The sequence below is a fragment of the Cupriavidus basilensis genome, from assembly GCF_000832305.1.
GTDB lineage: Bacteria > Pseudomonadota > Gammaproteobacteria > Burkholderiales > Burkholderiaceae > Cupriavidus > Cupriavidus basilensis_F.
In genome coordinates this window covers 814983-836160 of sequence record NZ_CP010537.1, presented here as the reverse complement: position 1 = coordinate 836160, position 21178 = coordinate 814983, and the positions used below count along the sequence as shown (strand labels likewise).

The 21178-nt window shown below is 61.2% G+C and carries 20 protein-coding genes; 15 read left to right on the top strand and 5 right to left on the bottom strand.

The annotated features are described in order from the left end of the window. The first annotated feature begins 47 nt into the window (after positions 1 to 47). The 15 genes from RR42_RS24530 to RR42_RS24460 all read left to right on the top strand — a co-directional run bounded on the left by RR42_RS24530 (position 48) and on the right by RR42_RS24460 (position 14499). Positions 48 to 929, top strand: coding sequence for a ParA family protein (locus tag RR42_RS24530; protein WP_052494934.1), 882 nt, complete (start codon positions 48 to 50; stop codon positions 927 to 929). Continuing rightward, entirely contained in the window at positions 916 to 2613 is a 1698-nt protein-coding gene (locus tag RR42_RS37910) for a ParB family protein (RefSeq protein WP_052494933.1), read from the top strand. The genes RR42_RS24530 and RR42_RS37910 overlap by 14 nt, the downstream gene beginning before the upstream one ends. Next, a complete protein-coding gene (locus RR42_RS24520; protein WP_043353781.1) occupies positions 2610 to 3161 on the top strand; it encodes an STY4526/YPO1902 family pathogenicity island replication protein in 552 nt (183 codons plus the stop codon). Before RR42_RS37910 ends, RR42_RS24520 begins: the two co-directional genes overlap by 4 nt. Beyond that, entirely contained in the window at positions 3158 to 3808 is a 651-nt protein-coding gene (locus RR42_RS24515; protein WP_043353780.1) for a hypothetical protein, read from the top strand. Before RR42_RS24520 ends, RR42_RS24515 begins: the two co-directional genes overlap by 4 nt. Beyond that, the gene (locus RR42_RS24510) at positions 3805 to 4233 is read left to right on the top strand and encodes a hypothetical protein (protein ID WP_043353779.1); all 429 of its coding nucleotides are present in this window, start codon (positions 3805 to 3807) and stop codon (positions 4231 to 4233) included. Before RR42_RS24515 ends, RR42_RS24510 begins: the two co-directional genes overlap by 4 nt. 8 nt (positions 4234 to 4241) lie before the next feature. Then, entirely contained in the window at positions 4242 to 5897 is a 1656-nt protein-coding gene (locus RR42_RS24505; RefSeq protein ID WP_043353777.1) for a hypothetical protein, read from the top strand. Further along, positions 5878 to 6588, top strand: a complete 711-nt coding sequence (locus RR42_RS37905; RefSeq protein ID WP_082055090.1) for a Rha family transcriptional regulator — start codon at positions 5878 to 5880, stop codon at positions 6586 to 6588. The genes RR42_RS24505 and RR42_RS37905 overlap by 20 nt, the downstream gene beginning before the upstream one ends. A gap of 11 nt (positions 6589 to 6599) precedes the next feature. Further along, positions 6600 to 7637 (top strand): PFL_4669 family integrating conjugative element protein, encoded by a 1038-nt coding sequence (locus RR42_RS24495; RefSeq protein ID WP_052494931.1) that lies wholly within the window; start codon positions 6600 to 6602, stop codon positions 7635 to 7637. Positions 7638 to 8145: 508 nt separating this feature from the next. After that, the gene (locus tag RR42_RS24490; protein ID WP_144409940.1) at positions 8146 to 8469 is read left to right on the top strand and encodes a hypothetical protein; all 324 of its coding nucleotides are present in this window, start codon (positions 8146 to 8148) and stop codon (positions 8467 to 8469) included. Positions 8470 to 8529: 60 nt separating this feature from the next. Beyond that, positions 8530 to 8967: a single-stranded DNA-binding protein gene (ssb, locus tag RR42_RS24485; RefSeq protein ID WP_043353774.1), complete on the top strand. Its 438-nt coding sequence runs from the start codon at positions 8530 to 8532 to the stop codon at positions 8965 to 8967. Positions 8968 to 9149: 182 nt separating this feature from the next. Beyond that, on the top strand, positions 9150 to 9482 hold the full coding sequence (locus tag RR42_RS24480) for a hypothetical protein (protein ID WP_043353772.1): 333 nt from the start codon (positions 9150 to 9152) through the stop codon (positions 9480 to 9482). Positions 9483 to 9613: 131 nt separating this feature from the next. Next, positions 9614 to 9979: a hypothetical protein gene (locus RR42_RS24475; protein WP_043353770.1), complete on the top strand. Its 366-nt coding sequence runs from the start codon at positions 9614 to 9616 to the stop codon at positions 9977 to 9979. Positions 9980 to 10128: 149 nt separating this feature from the next. Beyond that, on the top strand, positions 10129 to 12555 hold the full coding sequence (locus RR42_RS24470) for a DNA topoisomerase 3 (protein ID WP_052494930.1): 2427 nt from the start codon (positions 10129 to 10131) through the stop codon (positions 12553 to 12555). Next, positions 12522 to 13757 carry an alpha-hydroxyketone-type quorum-sensing autoinducer synthase gene (cqsA, locus tag RR42_RS24465; protein WP_330218538.1) on the top strand — a complete coding sequence of 412 codons (1236 nt, stop codon included), beginning with the start codon at positions 12522 to 12524 and terminating at the stop codon, positions 13755 to 13757. Before RR42_RS24470 ends, cqsA begins: the two co-directional genes overlap by 34 nt. Positions 13758 to 13821: 64 nt before the next feature. After that, entirely contained in the window at positions 13822 to 14499 is a 678-nt protein-coding gene (locus tag RR42_RS24460; RefSeq protein ID WP_158408308.1) for a phage integrase family protein, read from the top strand. Positions 14500 to 14646: 147 nt separating this feature from the next. On the opposite strand, the gene RR42_RS24455 is transcribed toward RR42_RS24460, so the two are convergent. The 5 genes from RR42_RS24455 to RR42_RS24435 form a co-directional block, all read right to left on the bottom strand. Next, a complete protein-coding gene (locus RR42_RS24455; protein WP_052494927.1) occupies positions 14647 to 15759 on the bottom strand; it encodes an aromatic ring-hydroxylating dioxygenase subunit alpha in 1113 nt (370 codons plus the stop codon). Positions 15760 to 15914: 155 nt separating this feature from the next. Beyond that, positions 15915 to 16847, bottom strand: coding sequence for a 3-keto-5-aminohexanoate cleavage protein (locus RR42_RS24450; protein WP_043353769.1), 933 nt, complete (start codon positions 16845 to 16847; stop codon positions 15915 to 15917). 34 nt (positions 16848 to 16881) lie between these two features. Further along, a complete protein-coding gene (locus RR42_RS24445; protein WP_052494926.1) occupies positions 16882 to 17853 on the bottom strand; it encodes a PDR/VanB family oxidoreductase in 972 nt (323 codons plus the stop codon). Between the two features lie 246 nt (positions 17854 to 18099). Further along, complete coding sequence (locus RR42_RS24440; protein WP_043353768.1) at positions 18100 to 19404, bottom strand: cytochrome P450; 1305 nt, start codon at positions 19402 to 19404, stop codon at positions 18100 to 18102. Between the two features lie 130 nt (positions 19405 to 19534). Further along, positions 19535 to 21172, bottom strand: coding sequence for an FAD-dependent monooxygenase (locus RR42_RS24435; RefSeq protein ID WP_043353766.1), 1638 nt, complete (start codon positions 21170 to 21172; stop codon positions 19535 to 19537). Positions 21173 to 21178 lie beyond the last annotated feature (6 nt).

Below are 21178 nucleotides of genomic sequence, written 5' to 3'. Positions count from 1 at the left end.
CCGACATCTTCCGCCGCCCGAAGTTTTCACTTCCGGAGCGCTAGAAAATGATCAAGTTCTGCATGTTGTCCACCAAGGGCGGGGTCGGCAAGACCACGCTCGCCGCGTCCCTCGGCGGTCTGCTCGCCGATATGGGCCTGCGCGTCCTCCTCATCGACGCCGATATCCAGCCCTCACTCTCCAAGTACTACCCCCTCTCCCACCAGGCCCCCAAAGGCCTGACCTACGTCATCGACCACGGTGCCATCACCCAGGAATGCATCTCCCACACCGAGATCGATGGCCTGGACATCATCCTCAGCGATGACCCGGAAGGTGCCATCCAGCACAAGCTCGCCACCCGGGCCGACGGCATGTTCCGCCTGTCCCGTGCGCTCGCCTCCCCCATCATGTCCGATGACAACTACGACGTCGTCATCATCGATACCCAGGGCGCTGCTGGTCACCTCCAGAACAACGCCGCCCTCGCCGCCTCCCAGATCATCCTCCCTGTCGTTCCCGAGACGCTCGCCGCTCGCGAGTTCACCACCGGCACCATGGAATTGCTCGAGCGCCTGGAAGTCGGCCCCGAGTTCGGCTTCCGCCTGGGGCCTGTCAGGGCTGTGCTCTACAAGCAAAGCCGCACGGCCGATGCCAAGCACGTCGCGCAGGCCCTGCGCGAGGACTTCATCCCCATGGGCGGGCGCGTCACCCTGCTAAATACCCCCGTCCCCCTCGCCAAGGCCTACACCGAGGCCTCCACCAAGCGCATCCCCGTCCATCGCCATGAGACCCGCCATCCGGGGACGATGAAGAGTGCCTCCCAAGTCATGCACGAGCTGGTTTGGGAGCTTATTCCCAGCCTGAAGGACGTCTACGCCGGTGGCTTTACGGTCACCACGGCGCCGGCCGCCCCGACTGTCGAGGAGAGCGGCCATGAGCAAGGCTAAGGCCATTCCCGTGCCACGCAGCATGAGCGCCGTCGAACTCGCCGAGAAGCAAGGCCTCAAGGCCGTCTCCAAGGACGACGTGCGCCAGCGGCTCAAGACCATGGTCCACGACAGCCTGCAGGTTCCCAATCCGCCGGCGGCCGTGACCGGGCTGTCGCCGTATGCCATGACGGATGCGAGCACCATCGACCTCCCGGTGATGGAGATCGACTTCTACGACCGGAATCCACGCACCACGCCGAACCCCGAGTACGAGAACATCAAGGCATCTATCCGGGCCAAGGGCTTGGAGAACCCACTGATCGTGACCCGCCGCCCCAATACGTTGCGCTACATGCTGGGCAAGGGTGGCAACACTCGGCTGCGCGCGCTGCAGGAACTGTGGCTCGAAACCGAGGATCCGCGCTTTGGGACGGTGATGTGCATCTACCGCACTTGGAAAAGCGAGAGCGACGTGCTGGCCAGCCACCTGATCGAGAACGACGTCAGGGGCGAAATGTCTTTCTGGGACAAGGCTACCGGCATCCTGAACCTGCGTGATGCCCTGCAGGTGGACACCGGCACAACCATCTCGCTGCGCGACCTGGAAAGCCATTTGAAGCGTATCGGCTTACCCACCAATCGCACCACGCTTAGCCAGTACATCTTCGCAACCCATACGCTGACATCCCTCGGCCCCCACCTCACCAGCTTGTCGGTGCGCCAGATCCAGCCCGGTTTTGCCCTCCAGAAGCGCCTGGCGTCCCGCTTTGTCGGTGACGAAAACACGTTCGTCCCGGAGGTCTTTGTCCCCGCGCAGCAGGATCTGGCCGCCGGGCTTGAAGCCGGCACGCCTGTGAATGTCAATCAACTGCTCGATCTCTCCGCGGCGCGGCTCGCCCCCTGGCTCGGCGTGGATCCCGAGCGCGTGACCACCATGTTGCGCCTGATTGAGCAATTCCCGGAGATGACCCTCGGTGAATTACAGGCCCACGGCCGTGAGACCGCACCTGCGTCCGCGACCGAGCCATCCGGCCCTGCGGACGTCCCAATCCTGCCCGACACGAGCCCCCCGGACTGGGTCGATCCGCTGATGCCCGGCGAGCATGCCATCGATCCGGAGTATGGCTCCGACGTGCCCGCCACGCGTCAAACGACCGGGACGCCAGGCGATACCGCCGAGACAATGCCGCCATCGCCGGGCTCCGCCGTGCCCCCGCCCAGCGCCATGCAGACCCCGGGCGGTATCGCCGTCACCCCCGACCAGGTCTACGCCAAGGTCCGCGCCGCTTTTATGTCCAGGCTCAACGAGCTGGCGCGGCTCGCCCCCATCGGCCACTGCTTCCATGAGGTCGAGGCCGCGCCCTATGGCTTCTTCATCGACCTGCCCAAGGACAAGACCTTTGGAGGGACCGCCGACGACCCCGATCGCCCTCTGGTCTGGCACTTCCTGGTCAGCCTCTCCGGCCAGCTCGATCCCGAGATCGCACGGCGCATGCCGGAGGGTCTCATCTGGCCCACCCTCGCTGGTGAGGCACTCCACGCCCGCATTCTCGCCGACACCAGTGTCGTCCTCGGCCAGATGGATCCCGCCCTGCTCTACCGAGCCGGGCCACTAGTGCGCAAGGCACTGTTCCTGACCATCCAAGCCTTCCACGAATTCCACCCCCTCACGCAGCACGCTAAAACAGGAGTGACGCCATGAGCCTGATCCAGATCTCCAGCCCCAATCTGCGGGTCATGGTCATCCTGCAATTGATGGAGCACCTCGAACGCGGGAACCTGGCCCCGCTCGTCCAGGCGGGCCTGGACCCGGCCCAGATTGATCGGCTACGCGCCCTCCAGTCCGCCGATATCGTGCGCCTTGGCCAGATGGAGCAGCCGGTCATCGGCGTCCTGGTCGATCCCGATGGCCTCGACCTTGCCTTCAGCACCCTGCGCGCTCGCGCAGAACAGGAAGAGCTGTTGTTCTACTTCGTCGCCAACCGCGCCTCGATCGCCATGCTGCGCCGCTTCTTCACACTCAGCCGCGACATGATCGATGGCTACCGCGCCAGCTACGCCAGCGAGCGCCGTGTCGGACGGCCCAGCCTGCCTGACGCGGACACTCGCGAGGAGATCGACAGATCGTGGGCCGCCCTGCGCGAGAACACCGACCTGCGGGTTCGCTACCGCAAGCTCCACCAGCAATTCCACACCTACTCCCTCGAAACGCTTTACGCCGTCGTCAACGAAGCAGGAGAGCAACCATGAGCAAGCGCGAATACCTTCCCTTCGTCAACGACTTGCCGCGCGCAGAAGGCCATCAGCACGACGATTTCCCGCTGGTCATCGTGGACGGCCACACATGGCGGGGCCACGTGGGCTCCGCTTCTGGCGACTCTCTCACTCGCCACGACGAGGACAGCGGCATCCATTTAACCGTGCGCCGCAACTATCACGATCGCAGCGCTGGGTTCTATTGGGAGTTGTGGAAGAAGCTCGACGAGGGCAACTACTTGCGCGCTCGTGGCGAAGCGCCCACGGTCGAGGCCGCTTGCCAGGCCGCACTCGGGGCGCGCATCCAGACCCGCGTCGCAGGTAACGCTGCCTGGCACACCGTGGATCACAGGACGTGGAAGGCCAGCATCGCCGGGCACGAAGCCAGCGTGGCTCAACTGGAGTGCACGATCGCCCCCGCCCTGCCTTTCCAGTGGGAGCGCGCCCATCCCGCCTTCGACGGCGTCCTGGGCAACTCGATCGCCGTACCCCTGCTCACTGGCAAGGCCGCCACCCTGACTGATGCATTCGCAGCCTGCGAGCGAGCGCCGACCCTGGCGTATCTGAAGATGGCCGCCTTCGTGGTCGAACACCCGGAACTCGGTCTGGTCCGGCTCCCCTCCCAGGAGCAAGCCGAATGAGCCGCCTGCCCACATCCGGCCCCTCAGGCGACCTGTTCGATGCCGCCGACGCGCTGATGGCCGACGCCACCCCCTTCACGCCTTCCGTCATTCTCGAAGTCTTGCAGCCACCTGTCACCTTCCACCGGGTCTTCGTCGATATTACCCAGAGTATCCTGGCCGCACTCATGCTCAGCCATGCCGTGATGCTCTCGGAGACCCAGGCGGACGCCAACGGCTGGTTCCGTTGCAGTCCAGACGAATGGCAAGCCGATACCGGCCTGAACCGCTTCGAGCAACAGACCGCGCGCCGTGCCTTGACGCGCCTGAGCCTGCTAGCCGAGGCGACACGCGGCCAGCCGCCGGTGCCCATCTATCGCGTCGACGCCACGCGGCTGTGGGAGCGCATCGTCGCGCATACCGCCCAGCGCGGGCCACGTAGCTAGCCCGTGCAATGACCGCACAGCTGCGGCCCGATGCCTTTGCCAGCGCGCGCATGCAGGGTGCGCACGGCCTGTCCCAACTGATGGCCATCCTTGGCCATCGTTTCGTCACGTACTTTCCAACGCTGGCCATCGTCACCGGTAGCCCCAAGGCAGCACTGCTACTAGGGCACGCCCTCTACGTGACGCGGGATCTCTCCACGCGCGCACCCGAGCGCGATGGCTGGTTCTGGAAGACCCGCGAGGACTGGGCCGATGCCACCGGCCTCACCGCGCGCGAACAGGCCTCGGCACGCCGCCAACTGCTATCCCTCGGTTTGCTTCAAGAAACGCGCCTGGGGATGCCTTGCCGCCTGCACTATCGACTGAGCCTCGATGACCTGGCAGCCCATCTGCACCGATACGCGGCAAGCGTGGGTACGGAGAGCACCTGGACCTGGAACGAACAAGCCATGCGGTTGCTCCTGGGCGCCGCCCACAGCTGCTACGCCCCACTGGCCACGCTAGCTGGCGGCGCGGTGGGCGGCATCTACCTGTCACGCCTGGTCAACGCGACGCGGCAAGCCGTCAAACGGGGCGATCTGCGTGCCGATGGATTTATCGAGACAGCAGATCTGCGCCTGGACCGTCTGGCATTGAGCGAGCGCCAGTTGCGCACCGCTCGCGATCACCTCGAAGCACTCGCTCTACTCGACTGCAAGCGCGATTCGACGCTCTATGGCCGCCAATTGATCCGCCTGGATCTGCCTCGGGTCTGCGCACTGCTGGCCGATCAGACACTCATCGCACCACTTCTGACGAAAACGCACAACAGGGCGTTAGCTGAAAAACACGCAGTCAAGCGCGTCACTCATGACGAAAACGCACAACAAGTTCTGACGTTTTCGCACAGCCACTCCTGTCAAAACCGCACAACAACTCCTGACGAAAACGCACAACAAGTTTTGACGGAAACGCACAACAACTCTTGTCGAAAGCGCACATCCAGTTGTGCGAAAACGTCAGAACTCCTAGTTAACGCGAGTAAACCTTCAAATAACCACCACCAAACCACGGTGGTAATCGAGAGCCGATCGCCCCTCGATGCATCCCCGATTGGTGGTGGTGGTGCATTGGCGAAGACGTTGAACCCCAAGGCCCTGGCCTATCCCGACTGTCTGCTCGCAGCGGAACACGCAGCCGCAGCGGAGTTGCTACAAGGTCTTGCTGCCCCTGTCGCGCAATCGATCCTCGACGAGCTCACCGGCGACCGCCGCAAGCAGACGGTGCGCAATCCGCTGGCCTATCTTGCGAGGCTTGCCGAGAAAGCCCGGCGCGGCGTCTTTATTCCCAGCCAGGGCATTCGCATGAAAGCGGCCCGTGAGGCTGCCATGCAACCGGCAACGCCAGACACTGGTGCCGGCATACCGACCGAGACGTCGAGGGCACAGGGGCGCAGAAATTTCGCAGCCATCAAGCGTTTGATGAAAAGCAACGGATCCACCCGGGGCAACCCGTTCATCGTCAACAGTGTTGACAGTGAACGTGGGCAATACCCCGACCTCCCCGGACCAGTTTTACCCCCAGCAACCGAAGGTTCCACTGTCAACACTGTTGACAGTGGAACCGCCTTTCCGCCTACCACATCAGGAAAACGAGAGCAACCCCATGCTACCGACAAAACCTAGGATTTCTGTCGCAAATGGCGCCATTACTACCACTTCGCTGGCTGTGGCCGAGCATTTTGGGCGGCGGCATGACAACGTCGTCCAAGCAATACGTAATACGCTCGCAGATCTTCCGGAGTCGTTTCGCCTAAATTTTAAGGAGGTGTTCCGCGACGTGGCCGGAGCGAACGGATCAACTCGTCGAATGCCAACCTTCCTCATGACCCGAGACGGCTTTGCCCTTCTCGCAATGGGATTCACTGGGAAGCAAGCTCTGCAATGGAAGGTGAAGTACATCGAAGCCTTCAACCAGATGGAGCAAGCCCTCCGGCAATTGCCTGTCGCCCCTTCGCCGCGGCCGCTGCTGCCGGAGCCCGACGATGGGCTGAGCGGACCGCTCTTCACCGAGATGCTGCGACTGGTCAAGGTCTCGGGGCAAGCCACACTCCTCGCCTACCTTCTCCGGGAGGGCGCCCATCGGGCGCCGCTGCGTCGATCCACACGGATCATCGAGGCAGACCTCGCCAGGTGGATTTCCCGAATGACGGTGTTCAAGGCCGCCAAGCGCCTTGAATCAAGAGGGCTGCTCACCGTGACCCGCGGGGCGACGTGGAGCTACCACCTCAATGCCCGCGCGATCGTGCTAGCCATGCAGACGCTAAAACTGGACACCGCCGTCCTGCCCCCCGAATTCAACCGACTCATTGCCTAACGGAGCTCCCTATGGCTACACGCACCAGCAAGATGCTGCCAGTGCCGCACCCCGTGTCGAAGGACTCCCCCTTCGCCGATGGCTACGACATCCATGCCGAAGCCGAAACCCTGAAACACCTGATCGAAGCCGACGATCCAGACATGGACGATCCGTTGTACTCGCGATTCGCCGAGTACTGCTCCCGGCTCGACCAATTGCAGCGCCAGCGCACACGCCGCAGACTGCGCGACTATGCCGAGGAAGTCGTACCGGACAACGAGGCCGTCGGCATGAACCAGATCGGCACACTGATCGGCGAAGAAACCGACACCATGTCGCTGCACACACGTGAGGCGTACCGTCTGTTCATCGGCCGCTCCGGCGACGATAGCCGCACCAACGGCGAGATCTCGGGCAAGAAGGTCGGCGCAGTGCTCCGGGCCATCTGGATGCTATCCGCCAGCGACAACCCTTACGCCGATCAACTCCTGATCGCTACCACCGAACGCATTGACAGCCTGCGCCGCACGCTGGAGACCGAGATTGCCGCCAGAAACCGGCTGCTGGAACAAAGCCAGCAACGGGGCTTGAAACTGTCCGTCATGCGATCCCGCAAGCCCATCGACGTGGAGCTGGGCTTTCGATCTCCCTACGGCTACATGGTCGCCGAGCTGATCCTTGACTTCGACTTCTACGCCAGGCTGATCAAAACGCTGACCGCCAAATCCCGGATCAACGACAAGGAAGGCCGAGAAAGCCTCTACAAGTTGTCCAGTCGGGTCCGGTCCATCTTTGAACAGTTGATCCCCGCACAGCGCAAGCTGATGGACGACCGACTCAAAGGCCTGTGCCGAGCCGATTGGAGCGACCTGGATGATGCTGCGTGCAAACGCGTGCGTGCCGCAACACTACTGCTCGGGGAAGTAAAGCGGGAGGTCTTCACCGGCGAGATCCTGCCCCGCCATACAAAGCGCCGTGTCGGACTAACGGCTGCCCAGCGAGATGTGCTCCAGAACGTGTCGCTGACTGCGGAGACTGCGCCAGAAGATGAGGAGCCGTTGCTGTGAGCCTGCGTTCTGTCAACAAGTGTGTTGCACAAAGGGCTTTAAGGGTAAGGGGCAGCGCGTTGGAGTCCGCGGCGCACCCATCGGCCGGCACAGGCCGAATGCGCTTCTCGCGCACCGCTTGCAATGGCAGCGCCACGCCTGCCTGTCCGATAGTAATCGGCGATGCTAGACACGAGCCTGTTCACAGCGATGTTTCATATAACTGGAAGTTGCGATGGCGAACGACAAACCAAAGATCCTTATCGCTAGCGGCCATAGCCAAACCACCCGCCTGGTCCTTGCGGAGCAGCATCGCTGCATCGCGATGTCGGCGGCAGCCCGGAGACACCACACGTGCCGCTCGCGTTCACTGGCAACAGCCTCCGATTGGGCTCACGCGGCGCTCGCTATGTCAACAAGAAACCTGCACGTTAAGCCGCAGGTTTCAGGTGGATTCGCAAGACGTGCGCCGCTATCTTTCAACGATATTTACCGAGCACACAGCGACATGCGCTGGCAACGCGACCTCATGGAACAACTCGACTCCATCCACGGAAAGATGAAGGACCTCTCGATCAAGACCAAGGCCGTCGAAGGTCGCCCCTGCTATCTCGAAACGTACACCCGCAAGGGCTATGGCGTGACATTGCGGTGGCGCGCCTCCGATCACAGGCATCTGACGGCCGATCGCGCCCTGAAGTTGATCCGCCGCCTGCAGCCAACCATGCGCCATTGGTTCAACCGCGCGGGTCTGCAGGCCGAGCAATTGAACCACTCCGAACGCGCCTTGCGTGCACAACTCCGGACACTGCAAGCCAGCAAGAGTGGGGCCGGCACGGAGCGACTGCTGTGAGCATCGACGCCCCGCAACGCCACCGAATTAGCGATCGCTCATCTCACGGAGAATTTGACAATGTCCAACATCATTGAAGTCACCGGCAATATGGGCGACAACCCGTCGCTGGAAAACACCACCTACGGCCCCGTCGTTCGTCTACGCATGCTGTGCGACGAATACAAGCCCATCGAGCGCGATGGTGAGACCGAGTATGTCGCGGACGAAGCCAAACAGGAGTGGTACTCGGTCTCGATCTGGCGTGATGGCCTGCGTGATCAAGTCATGAAGCTGCTGCGCAAAGGTATGCGCATCACCGTCCAGGGGCGCCTGACCGTTGGTAAGTTCGAAGACCGCGACAGCGGCGAAATGCGCTATGCACTCCAGGTCAATGCGGACAGCCTCTTTCTGAATCTGAACCGCGTGGAGCACATCGAGATGCGGGCCAAGCGCCGGTCAGATGCCGCCGACAACGCGCCCGCACACGACCAACACGACGACCGCCCGTTCGACTGAGCCGTGCGGCCGCTGAGCCAGACGTCTCGGCCGCAGCCGCTACGACCATGCTGCATCGATCCCCGAATGCGCTTGCCGCTGTTTGGCGCGCACGAAGCCACTGGACAGTTGCCCTTCACCGCGGCGGCTCCGCTGGACTCTGACCCTGGCACTACCGCGCACCGACATCTGGAACCCCTTCCATGAGCCAGCATTTCTATCAATCGATCCATCATGGGCGCCCAGTCTGCATCCTAATGGGATGGGACCGTCCCCTGCAACGACACTTCCTGGTGGTGAGCTACACGGATCTGCCCCGGGATGCCGAGGACGAGTATCTGTATAGCAACCTGCTGGATCGTCATGTAACCCGGTACACGGATCTCTTGTACTACGCCGCCAAGCTTGCCGACCTGGACCTGGTTGTCCCCAACCGGCTGCTGCAGGAACTGGCACGCGATGCCGCCCACGACATTGGAACCCGGACCGTCAACTATGCGCCGGACGGCACCATCGCCTCGGATATCAAGGCATAGGAGCAACACGTGACATCCATCAAGATGCACGAAGGGGTCTGCACGTTTTTTCATACCGAGGCCCGGTGTGATCGTGAATCGATCAACGTGTTTAAAGCCATCGGAATCTGCCGCGCGGGTGAGGGGTGACGATGAGCTTCATCTTCAAAGCACTCATTGTGGGCTGTATTGCCTACTTCTTCTTTGGCGCGATCCTGGCGGACTCGCGGCACGCAGACGCGCAGGCGCGGCGCAATGAGGCGCAGAGCGCCTTGCTAGTGCGCCTCGAGGCAATGCATCACCCCGAGGTCTCTCTCCTAGTGGACGAATGGCGCCGTGCCTATCCGTCACCCATCGACGCGCGACTGGCCGAGTTGCGCGTGATGGCTGAGCGATTGCAGGCTGATCCCGCCTCGGCCAAGCAGTTTCGCGTTGCGACCAAACAAGCGGAGTTGGACGCGTTGCCGTTCTCGTCGCCATTCGGTGCGCAACGGGCTAGACCGGGCATCGGCCAGTGAAGTCGATGCCGATGAGAAGAACCGATAGAAATTGACGAGGAGGGTGCCCGACATGACCATTTCGCTTGACCGGTGCCGCCGATGCGGGCGCAACGAGGCGGAACTTGCCACGCCATGGGCAATAAGTTGCTGAAGTACGTAGGACGTCAATGAAGCTCTACCTCTGCGAAAAGCCGTCCCAGGCCGCCGAGATCGCCCGACACGTCGGCGCGCGCAAGCGCGACAACGGATGCTTCACGGGTGACAGCGTGACGGTCACCTATTGCATCGGCCACCTGCTCGAACAAGCCAAGCCGGAAACTTACGAGCCGCGCTTGGCTCGCTGGGATCCCGAACTGCTTCCGGTAATCCCCATGCAGTGGCAGTTGGACGTCAAACCGACGGTGAAGACGCAGTACGGTGTCGTCATTCGGCTGCTTAAGCAAGCGTCCGAACTGGTGATCGCTACCGACGCGGATCGCGAGGGTGAGGTCATCGCCCGGGAGATGATGCAGGCCGCCGGCTACCGGGGCCCTGTCTCCAGGCTATGGCTTTCTGCCTTCGACGATGCGTCTGTGCGCAAGGCGCTTGGCAAACTGCTCCCGGGCGCCAAGACGGCGCCGATGTATGCCGCGGGCCTTGGTCGCTCGCGCGCCGACTGGCTCGCCGGCATGAACGTCACCATGATGCTCACCACCGGCTTTGGCACTGGCGGCAAAGGAGGAACATTGCATTTCGGGCGCGTGCAGACGCCCGTGCTGGCTCTGGTGGTGCGACGTGAGCGGGCGATCCGCACTTTCGTCCCGAAGGCCTACTATGAGCTGCAGGCGAGCTTCGAGCTCGCCGGCGTCGCGGTGCCGATGGCCTGGCGCCCGGCGCCGGCGCTGCTCGACCCGGATGGCCACGTGGCGCAGGCGGCGACCGCCAAGTCCGTCGCGGACAAGGTTCGGGGCCAGCCTGGTCGAGTCGATCATGTTGAGGCCGGGCCGGAGCGCGAAGCGCCGCCCCTGCTATTCAGCCTCGCCAGCCTGCAGCGAGAGGCTTCTGCCCGCTATGGCATCAAAGCACAGGCAGTCCTGGACGCCTGCCAGGCGCTGTACGAGAAGCACAAAGCGACCACCTACCCACGCACGGACTGCGAGTACCTGCCTAGCTCCATGCTCGCAGAAACGGCTATGGTTCTGCAGGGCATCCGGGCCGCACGGCCCGACATGGCCAGCCTGCTGGCTTGCGCCGATCCGAGCAGCACCTCACGAGCCTTCAATGACCGCAAGATCACCGCCCACCACGCGATCATTCCGTCTCTCAATCCTCGGGTTTCGGTCGGCAATATGTCGAAATCCGAGCAGACGATCTACGACATGATCGCGCGGCGCTACCTGGCGCAATTCCTCGGCGACTTTCATTTCCACAAGACGGTAATCGAGGTGGTCTGCGCCGGCGAGCGGTTTCGTGTTTCCGGAAAGACGCCACAGGTGCCAGGCTGGAAGCGCGCCTATCCCGAGGAACAGGACAAGCCGAATACCAAGGACGCCCCGCCGGCGGAGGATGTCGCAGCCCTCCCGTCAGCGCAAACGGGCGATCCTGCCCGCAACCTTCACTGCGACGCAGTATCCAGGAAGACCAAGCCGCCCCGGCGTTACACCGAAGGCACCTTGATCGCCGCCATGGAGTCGATCGACAAGGAGATCGAAGACGAACGGTTGCGCAAGATCATGCGCAACAAGGAGAAGGCAGGGATCGGTACCGACGCCACTCGTGCGGCCATCATCGAAAACCTGTTCAAGCGCGACTACCTGGCCACGGAGAAGAAACAGGTCTTGCCCACGCCACGAGGCGAGGCCCTGATCACGCTCATCGAGGCCAACGCGCCGCAGTTGGCCGATCCGGTGCTCACTGCCGAGTGGGAAGACCGCCTGATGCAGCTGGAAGCAGGCACCCTGACACTTGAGGTCTTTGAGGGGGAGCTTAGCACCTGGTTGTCCGAGCTCATCGCTCGCTTGAAGTCCGTCGCACGTACGGCGCCACAACGACCGGACATGCCTCATGCCATGCCCGACAGCACTGAGCCGTGCCCAGCATGCGGCAAGCCCATGCGATCGCTCAAGAGCGCCAAGGGGCCGTTCTGGGGGTGCTCAGGCTACCCGGACTGCAGCGTCACGCTGCCGGACGTCGACGGCCGACCTGGACAACGTCGCGCCACCTCGGTGTCGACGGCAGGCCCTGTTTATCCCTGCCCCCGTTGCCGCAAGCCCTTGCGACAGCGCACCAGTTCCCGAGGACCCTTCTGGGGCTGCAGCGGCTTTCCAGCTTGCAACTACACCCAACCGGATGAAGGCGGCAAGCCGGGCGTGCGGCCAGCAGACGTGCAGGGAAAGAGCGCTCGCCAGGACCTGCCTGGGCCAGCCCGCCAGGCTGCGAAGCCCCCGTCGGCACCGGTGCCTGCCGTTGCCGGCTCGCCTTGCCCCGGCTGTGCCGGCGGCCGCCTGATCGGCCGGGTCATGAAGGACTCCGGCCGCCGCTTCCTCGGATGCACCGGATTCCCGGCTTGTCGGCATTTCCAATGGCTGCCACAGCAGCAATCAAGCTCAATATGACAAATCTGGATCACCAGCTACGCGGTGCGCAACGCCGTGGCGCACCGGACCGCTTCCCGGATTTCGTCGCACGCCGTCTGCGCGAGTACTACGTGGACCGCTTGCAGAACGCATGGGGGGGATCGCATCCGCTGCGCGACATGACACCCCCACCGGATGCCGTGCATTTTTCGAGCAATGACTATCTCAGCTTGCTAGACGAATCCGCCCTGCGGCAACACCAAGCCCAAGTCTTGCTTAACAACAAGCGCGAGCTGCTCATATCGTCGGCGTTCCTGCATCGCGACTCGCCCCAGCATGCCTTCGAGCGCCGCCTTGCCCACTTCATCGGTGCCGAAGACGGTGTGATCTGCCAATCCGGCTGGGCGGCCAACGTTGGTTTGCTCCAGTCCCTGGCTGCCCCCGATATCCCCGTGTATCTGGACATGCACGCGCACGCCTCGCTGCGCGAAGGCGCGCTAGCAGCCGGGGCCCGGTTCGTTCCGTTCCTGCACAACAATGTTCAGCACGCGCGATCGCGGCTTGCCAAACACGGTGCCGGAGTCATCGCCGTCGACTCGGTCTACAGCACCAGCGGGAGCGTTGCACCGCTTCCAGCGCTAGTCGAGCTGGCCGAAGCAACGGGCTCGATCCTCGTGGTCGACGAATCCCACTCCCTCGGTACGCACGGCCCCGGCGGCCGCGGACTGGTATGCGAGCTGGGCCTGGCTGAACGAGTGCACTTCCGTACTGCATCGCTTGCGAAAGCCTTTGCCGGCAGGGCGGGCTTCATCTCGTGCTCGAGCGAGTTCAAAGAGTATTTCGCATGCGAGTCTCGTCCCGCCATCTTCAGCTCGGGCCTGCTTGCGCACGAGATCGCCTGGTTTGACGCCGCATTGCCCTTCATTTCCACGGCACATGCGCGGCGTGCTCGGCTGCACCGGATGGCCCGCCTCGTCCGCCGAGAACTGGCTCGTCTCGGATACGCGCTCTCCGAAGGCACCGAGCAGATCATCAGCCTGGAGAGCGGCACCGAGCGCAATACCCTGCGGCTACGCAACGCCCTGCAGCGGCGCGGGGTGTTCGGCGCGGTCTTTTGTGCCCCGGCCACGCCAAAGCGCCACTCCCTGGTCCGGTTCACGCTAAACGCCGGTCACACCGATCACGATATCGAGCGGCTCTTGCGGGCTTGCGCAGACATACGCGGCGAGGTGAACCTATGATGGAGCGGGACGCGGCGCAGGCCGTCTCGATGCCCAGGCTATGACGACTAGCCTGGCGCCGACGATGCTCACTCGCGTCCACTATGCGGCCTTGCGGGCCTGGCTGCAGGGCTTGCCACTTGACGTCATCGCGGGCCGCTGGCTGGCGACCGACCCCGACGAAGTTCCCGGGCCTCGCGCAGCACTAGCGATGTTGCACACGATCCGTGACGACCTGGTACAACGCGCACGCCTACACGCGCGAGAGGACCTGGCCGAGGCGTCGGCCACGCCCGGACGCTCCGGCACGAGCATGGACCGCGCGATCAAGGCGGTGCGCTACCTCGAAAGCATGGGCACGCCGCAACCGCTGCCCGCGCATGACGTCGGATTGTGGCTGGCCGCGCCGCTGGTGCGCCGGCTTTCGGCAGCCGGCATCGTGACCTTGGCGGATCTGAACGCGCTGTGCAACCAGCGAGGCAGCAGCTGGTGGCGACACGTGCTGCGCATCGGCCCACTGGCCGCCGGGCGCATTGTGCAAATCCTGGTTCAGCACAGTGCGTCGATCGGGCAACTCGGCCCGCACGTCACTTGCACGGCTCTCGCAACGCCGGCGGTGGCCGGGGCGCTGCAGGCCCGGCGCCCGTGTCAGTTAGCGTCTTGGGGATGTCATACTCGAACACCACAGGCAGTCGGCCCGTTTGCAGTTAGTTCCACGCCATCGTGTGCCAGTGGAAGAAGAGCACTGGAATTCAGGCCATGAAACATTAACCCCCATCTCATCTTGATTTGGATACCGCGTGTCATCGTCCCCTCGCTTCTTTGTAAGTGGCGGACGTGCGTGGACTGTCGCCGCGCCCTAGAAACGGAGTCTCTCCGAGAGCACGGTTACCGCTGCCTTAGGGCTGTCTTAAATGGCCGGCAGGACGGGATTTATGGAACTCTCAACCTCGTGTCGATGTGAGCGCAACGGCACGATCTGGGGCTGGGGAGTTCCCTTATCACGGATCAGTCCGGCCAGCACACGGCGTGCTCGCATCGATCCGGTATCGGCGGAGAACATCACGGGATTCATATCTTCGATATCGCGCTCGCCGAGCACCTTCTGTTGCGCCTCGATCATCGGTTTGTCCTGCCCATCGAAGGCCATCTTGATGATCTCTCGCCACTGAGCGTTGGCAACCTCATTGTCAATGTCGTAGTTGCGCGTCACACCCCAGAAGTAGTAGGTCGTGAACTCATCCTTGGGCGTCAGGACGTCGGTGCCATACATAAAGATACCTTTCGCACGCGGCGCACCTACCTTCGTGACACCGACGTCTAGCAATAAGTGAGCCGGCGCATCCCATCGCATATAGGCCCATTGGTCGCAATTCTCTCCTGGAACATGATCCTTCCAGAGCATCGCATGGGCCGGCTGGATCTCGCCGTCGGGCATCCATTTGTTGGCATAAACGGTGGTGCCGCGCTGGATGGTCTCCAGCTTGCTCGTATACAGGCCTGGCATCGACAACAACCCTTCATGCACGGTCGCGGCATGGGAGAGGTCCATCAGGTTGTCGACGACGAGCTTGTAGTTTGCATCAACCTCGAGCATCCCCCCGACGAAGGCGAGTTCATCATCCTCGTGGCAACTGAAATCCGGGATGGTGGCGGGGTCGGCGTCCGCAGGATTACCCATCCAGACCCAGATAAGTTTGTGGCGTTCCACAACGGGATAGCTCGGTACGGCCATTTTTTGCGATACCGTACCGTCGCCATGCGGAATGTGAACGCACTGGCCGATGGAATTGAACCGCAACCCGTGGTACGGACACTGCACCACATCGCCCAACAGCTTGCCCCGGTTGAGCGGAGCAAAGCGATGCGGGCAGACATTGCCCATCGCGACGGGGGTACCGTCCTCGCGGCGGTACAACAGCACCGGCTCCTTGATGATGGTGCGCGTCAACAGTTCGTGCTTCACCTCGTCGGACCATGCCGCCGCATACCAGGCCTGCTTCAGGAATTCTTTTGTCGACATTATCCAATTCCCCTCGATTCAATATAGACACATAACGGTCAGAGTCATCCCCGCCGCCGCCACACCAATGCGGCAGCACGCCATCTGCTTGCGCGACAAGCACCTGCATGACGTAGCCATGGCCGGAAGTGGGCATACATGACAGTGATTGCAAACTAGAATGCGACCTGGCTGGCACCTTTCAGTTGGAGAATCTCACGCGCCTCGCTGGGACTCGCGACCTCCAGACCCAAGCCATCGAGAATTTCACGGACCTTCAAAACCTGCTCAGCATTACTCTGAGCGAGCTTCCCCTTTCCGATCCACAGATTGTCCTCCAGCCCCACCCGTACGTTCGCCCCCATGGATGCGGCCATGCCAGCAATCTTCATCTGGCTCGCGCCGGCACCTAGAACCGACCAGCGATAGTCACTTCCGAACAACCGATCCGCCGTCCGCTTCATATGCATGACGTCGTCCGGATGCGTGCCGATACCGCCGAGAATGCCAAACACGGTTTGAATAAAATAGGGTGCCTTCACAAGCCCCAACTCGACGAGATGCGCCAGGTTGTACAAGTGCGATGTGTCGTAACACTCGAACTCGTATCGGGTTCCGTTTGGCGATAGCTCAGTCAGAACTGTCTGAAGATCGCCGAAGGTGTTCCGGAAGATCAGGTCCTTACTGCTTTCCAGATACGAATGTTCCCAATCATGCTTGAATTCCTTGTAGCGCTTCAGCATGGGGTACAGGCCGAAGTTCATCGAGCCAACGTTCATTGACGCGATTTCAGGCTTGAGTACCTTCGCCGGCATCATCCGCTCTTGAACCGTCATATACGGCGACCCGCCAGTCGTGAGGTTCAGCACCACATCGCATCGTGCCTTGATTTCCCTTACAAAAGGAAGGAACGCTTCCGGCCGCTGGTCGGGACGCCCAGTTACGGGATCGCGGGCATGAAGATGAATGATCGCCGCACCCGCCTCAGCCGCGGCAATCGACGACTCCGCAATTTCCTCTGGTGTAATTGGCAAATGTGGCGACATCGATGGCGTGTGGATTGCTCCCGTGACGGCACAGCTGATGATGACTTTACTCTGTTGGTACATGGCAGTGGTATCGTGTATCAATGGTCAAGGACGACTACAGGTCGAGTACGATCCGCTTGGACTTGGCGCGCGAACAGCAAGGTGTCATCTGGTCATTGGCATCCCGCTCATCGGGCAACAGAAATGAGTCGCGATGATCTGGCACCCCGGATAGCACTTTCGTTACGCACGTCCCGCAAACGCCCTGCTCACAAGACATGGAGATGTTGAAGCCATGCTCGTTCAGCACGGATGCGATGCTCCTATCCGCCGGCACGCTCAGGACGGTACCGGTACTAGCGATTTCCACTTCAAAGTCTGAATCGGTATCCTTGTGGATCACGTCAGCCTTGAAATACTCGTAGTGCAGTCGCTCCTGCGCCCAGCCCATCCCTCGCGCTGCGTCCAGAACCGCATCCATGTAGCCTTGTGGACCGCAAACGTAGAGATGCGTATCTGCGCCAGCCCCCTCCAAGACAGAGTCAATATCAAATTTCTGTGCAGGCGCACCATCATCGAAGTGCAGGCGAAGCGAACTCGACCACGCAGCCTGGGACATAGCGTCATGGAATGCCATCTTCTGCTTGTTCCGCGCGCAATAGTGGAGCTCGAATGAGCGGCCTTCCTCATAAAGTTGCTCCGCCATGCAAAAAATGGGAGTAACTCCGATACCCCCAGCAAGAAGAAGGCTATGAACCGACTCTCCGTTCAACTTGAAATGGTTCCTGGGAGGCGAAATCTCAAGCGTATCGCCTTCGCTAACGGAATCGTGAAGGGCGGTCGAACCTCCGCGCGACGAAGGGTCACGCAGAACAGCGACCACGTAGCGTCCCGTTTTACGCGCCGCGTTGCATAGGGAGTATTGGCGTACGAAACCACCTGGAATATGAACATCAATATGCGCACCAGGCGCGAAAGAGGGTAGGCGCCCCGCCTCCGCATGTACCAGCTCAAAGCTGACGATACCTTCAGACTCCACGGTCTTGCGCACTACACGGACCGGTATCACATCCTTCAGATCAATCATGACTAACTCTCAAAATTGAGGTAACCCCATCACTCTCTGGCATGTCGCCTCTGCTCTTGGTGGGGGTAGACGCCGCTCCCCCCTGGCGCAGCATCTATTACCCCCAACCTCCGGCCGGCCTTCAACTGCAACACCACCTCGCTAGGCGACACGTCATTCGTCGTAATGAGGTCCGGTCCTTGCCCATCTGTTGACAAAAACAATTCTCTCTACGAAGCCCTCTAGATTCACAGGCGTTCACCACATTCAGTTCGATGGCCTGTCCAGCGGTAGAGGATTCAGCGCGGGATTCCACTGCACATACACATGGCTCGGTCCGCGCATCGTTGTATTCAGTGGCGCGTACTCGAACCTTTGGTGCGGCTTGAGGTGGATGTGGGGCAGGCGTTTTGTCATCTCCTCCAGCATGATCCTCAGTTCAAGTCTTGCCAGAGGAGCACCGTAGCACGCATGCCATCCGAAGCCGAACGTCACGTGTCGATTCGGACCGTCACGATGGATGTCAAACGTATCGCCGTTCGCGAAAGTCGCGTCGTCTCGATTCGCAGCGGCAAAGTAGATCAATATCTTATCGTTAGCCTGAATCTCAGCGCTGCCAATTGTGATGTTGTTTACAGCACGGCGACGATGCGAGATCACCGATGGCGCAAATCTAATGCACTCCTCGACTGCATTGGGAATCAATGCCGGGTTTCTGCAAAGATCGTCCCACGATTCTCGGTGCTTCATCAGTGTCTCGAACATGTTTGCCGCGGCATTTGTGGTCGTGTCATGCCCCGCAAATGTGAAATTCAGCACCATGCGAGTCAGTTCGTCATCCGTCCAAAGGCTCTTCTCTTGCTGCCCGCGGATTGCCTCGCTAACTACGTCATCACCGAGGTTGTCCCGTAGCTTTGCGATATGCGCCTTGCAGTAGTGCCAGAATTCCCCAAGCATGTCAGCCATATGGTTCTGGTCGCTCTCTGTCGGGTGGCCCCAGCTGAACAAGATCGTCGGCTCGGCCCATGCCTTAACTCGCTCAAGATCTTCTTGTGGAATGGCCAGGAAGTTCAAGAGGACGACTGCGGGCACCTGGTTGCCCAGCATCTTCACGAGATCCACTTCACCATCTTTGACAAAGCCGTCGATACACTTCACCACGGCTTCCCGCACGAACGGTTCGAGCTCTTTGACGCGCTGTGGAGTCAGGCTCTTTGCCAACCACTTTCGGCGCTCGTCGTGCTCAGGGTTCACGTCGTTCACCAGAGATCCACCGCCCCCGTGGAACCCGGAACGCATGAAGTTTTCGATTGTGGACTGATACAGAGGCACGATGGGATCAAGCACAATGTCCGCTGAGAAGTCCTTTTGATTCCGAAGGATTGCTTTGGCGTCGTCCATGCGCGTAACAACCCAATAGCCGAGCTTCTCGTCAAAGAATACCGGCTCAGATTCACGCAGCTCCTTTAGCGTCGAGAACGGTTGCTCCAGAAATGTCGGGTCGAACGGGTCGAAGTTCTTCGCTGCGGCCGAGAATGGGCAGCGTGATACTTGTGCTTTATTTTCAGACATGCTTGTCTCCAGATTTTTTAAGGCCCACCTTCGTCTTTGTCCGGTCAGGGCCGATTAGGGCACCGACCGGTTGGAACGGGAGCTACGTCCGAGCGGCCGTTCTAGCTCCTCATGCTGCCCTTGGCACCATTCAAGCGGCTGCCGGAATCACTTCGGTGGCCCTTCCTGCTGCATAGGCCAGGATGGATGCGCAATTTTCCCGCAGCACTTCTCCCCGCCAAGCGACGTGCTGATCTGGGCGAACAAGCACCAGAGCACTACCGTAGATTCGCGAGGCGGTATCGTCCGCGATATGCACGATTCTCACGGGCACCCCTAGGTCCTTGGCCGCCGACTCGAACTCGGACGTATCCGCGCCCCTCAGGACCAGCAGAGAGAACCAAGGTCCAAGGCGGTCGTACACTGCCGTTCCATCCGAAAGAAAGACATGCGGAAGACGGCTTCCCGGCCAGGTCGAAGGCGTGTAGCTCAGCGCATCGAATGCCGGAGGTTCGCCTGCCTCTTCCCGCGTCACAGCCGAGGCATATCGGTAACCATGTTCAGCGCCCCACCCCTCGTTCTCGGCATTGCCAAGCTCAAGAATTCTTCGACCAAGTTCGGTGCGACGTGCCGCAGCCTCGTCGCCCTCGCCAGACAACTCGCCCGCGCTTGCATAGGCCTGTGCAATTTCCAGCCTCACACCCAAATGGCGTTGGGATGTTTTGAGTGACATCTCTGCGACCGGTCGTCGCTCCTGCTCATAGGAGTCCAGAAGGGGTTCTCCGCCCCACCCTTGAACTGCCGCTGCAAGCTTCCAGCCCAGGTTTGCGGCATCTGCAACGCCACAGTTCATCCCGTACCCACCGGTAGGCATCCATTGATGGCATGCGTCGCCGGCAATGAAGATCCGCCCCTGTCGATAGCTATCGGCGAGCAGGAAATGGGCCCACCACGGATTTGCCTGAAGAATTTCGTAGTCAAAGTCCTCACCGATCCAACTCTTCAGTACCGCGTGCGGATCCAACTCCTCCCCTTTGACTCCAGGCGGCAGGAACGCCTGCAGCGTCCAGATATCCTTGTCGTTCTGAGCGATTAGCGCGCCACTCCCCGTCTGGATATGCCAAGCAACCCCGAAGCGCTGCAGAAGATCGCGCGCGTCAGAGCGGAAGTGCACCATGAAGGCTTGAGCAGCATTGCTTGTTCCGTGCAACTCGATTCCAAGGTGGCGACGGACCATACTGTTGCCGCCATCGCAGCCAACCAGATACTGGGATCGCACCTCGCGGGTTTCACCTAGATCGCGGTTGTGCAAGAGTGTTGTCACGCCTTTCGCATCCTGCTCGAAGGATTCAACATTCCAGCCGAACCACGTCTGTGCAAGAGCGCTTGCGTCGGCGGCGTCTTTGAGCGCCGGCTCGAAAACAATCTGGCTCACCCGCATCGGCGCTTCGAGTGTCAAAGTTCCATCGTTCTGAGTCTTCCGGATTTCTTGAGACCTCGCACTTGACGGGTATGGAAAGCGACAGAGTTCGTGAGACGCCAGACTATCCACCCAGACGATGTCGAACGGACTGCTCTCTGGCACACCCACTTTCCGAAGCTTGTCGGCGATGCCGATGCGTCGGTACAACTCCATGCTTCGACCATTGGTCAAGTCCATCTTGGGATGACGTGTCGTAGTGGGATTGCGTTCCGCAACGATGCTTCTGATGCCTTGATGGGCCAGCTCGAGCGAGAGGGTCAAGCCAACCGGTCCGCCGCCGGCAATGAGAATCGGAGTTTCAATCATGGGAGT

Excerpts from the sequence above, each read along its gene's own strand:
- RR42_RS24530 (WP_052494934.1), top strand. The coding sequence starts at position 48 with ATGATCAAGTTCTGCATGTTGTCCACCAAGGGCGGGGTCGGCAAGACC.
- RR42_RS37910 (WP_052494933.1), top strand. The coding sequence starts at position 916 with ATGAGCAAGGCTAAGGCCATTCCCGTGCCACGCAGCATGAGCGCCGTC.
- RR42_RS24520 (WP_043353781.1), top strand. The coding sequence starts at position 2,610 with ATGAGCCTGATCCAGATCTCCAGCCCCAATCTGCGGGTCATGGTCATC.
- RR42_RS24515 (WP_043353780.1), top strand. The coding sequence starts at position 3,158 with ATGAGCAAGCGCGAATACCTTCCCTTCGTCAACGACTTGCCGCGCGCA.
- RR42_RS24510 (WP_043353779.1), top strand. The coding sequence starts at position 3,805 with ATGAGCCGCCTGCCCACATCCGGCCCCTCAGGCGACCTGTTCGATGCC.
- RR42_RS24505 (WP_043353777.1), top strand. The coding sequence starts at position 4,242 with ATGACCGCACAGCTGCGGCCCGATGCCTTTGCCAGCGCGCGCATGCAG.
- RR42_RS37905 (WP_082055090.1), top strand. The coding sequence starts at position 5,878 with ATGCTACCGACAAAACCTAGGATTTCTGTCGCAAATGGCGCCATTACT.
- RR42_RS24495 (WP_052494931.1), top strand. The coding sequence starts at position 6,600 with ATGGCTACACGCACCAGCAAGATGCTGCCAGTGCCGCACCCCGTGTCG.
- RR42_RS24490 (WP_144409940.1), top strand. The coding sequence starts at position 8,146 with ATGGAACAACTCGACTCCATCCACGGAAAGATGAAGGACCTCTCGATC.
- ssb (WP_043353774.1), top strand. The coding sequence starts at position 8,530 with ATGTCCAACATCATTGAAGTCACCGGCAATATGGGCGACAACCCGTCG.
- RR42_RS24480 (WP_043353772.1), top strand. The coding sequence starts at position 9,150 with ATGAGCCAGCATTTCTATCAATCGATCCATCATGGGCGCCCAGTCTGC.
- RR42_RS24475 (WP_043353770.1), top strand. The coding sequence starts at position 9,614 with ATGAGCTTCATCTTCAAAGCACTCATTGTGGGCTGTATTGCCTACTTC.
- RR42_RS24470 (WP_052494930.1), top strand. The coding sequence starts at position 10,129 with ATGAAGCTCTACCTCTGCGAAAAGCCGTCCCAGGCCGCCGAGATCGCC.
- cqsA (WP_330218538.1), top strand. The coding sequence starts at position 12,522 with ATGGCTGCCACAGCAGCAATCAAGCTCAATATGACAAATCTGGATCAC.
- RR42_RS24460 (WP_158408308.1), top strand. The coding sequence starts at position 13,822 with ATGCTCACTCGCGTCCACTATGCGGCCTTGCGGGCCTGGCTGCAGGGC.
- RR42_RS24455 (WP_052494927.1), bottom strand. The coding sequence starts at position 15,759 with ATGTCGACAAAAGAATTCCTGAAGCAGGCCTGGTATGCGGCGGCATGG.
- RR42_RS24450 (WP_043353769.1), bottom strand. The coding sequence starts at position 16,847 with ATGTACCAACAGAGTAAAGTCATCATCAGCTGTGCCGTCACGGGAGCA.
- RR42_RS24445 (WP_052494926.1), bottom strand. The coding sequence starts at position 17,853 with ATGATTGATCTGAAGGATGTGATACCGGTCCGTGTAGTGCGCAAGACC.
- RR42_RS24440 (WP_043353768.1), bottom strand. The coding sequence starts at position 19,404 with ATGTCTGAAAATAAAGCACAAGTATCACGCTGCCCATTCTCGGCCGCA.
- RR42_RS24435 (WP_043353766.1), bottom strand. The coding sequence starts at position 21,172 with ATGATTGAAACTCCGATTCTCATTGCCGGCGGCGGACCGGTTGGCTTG.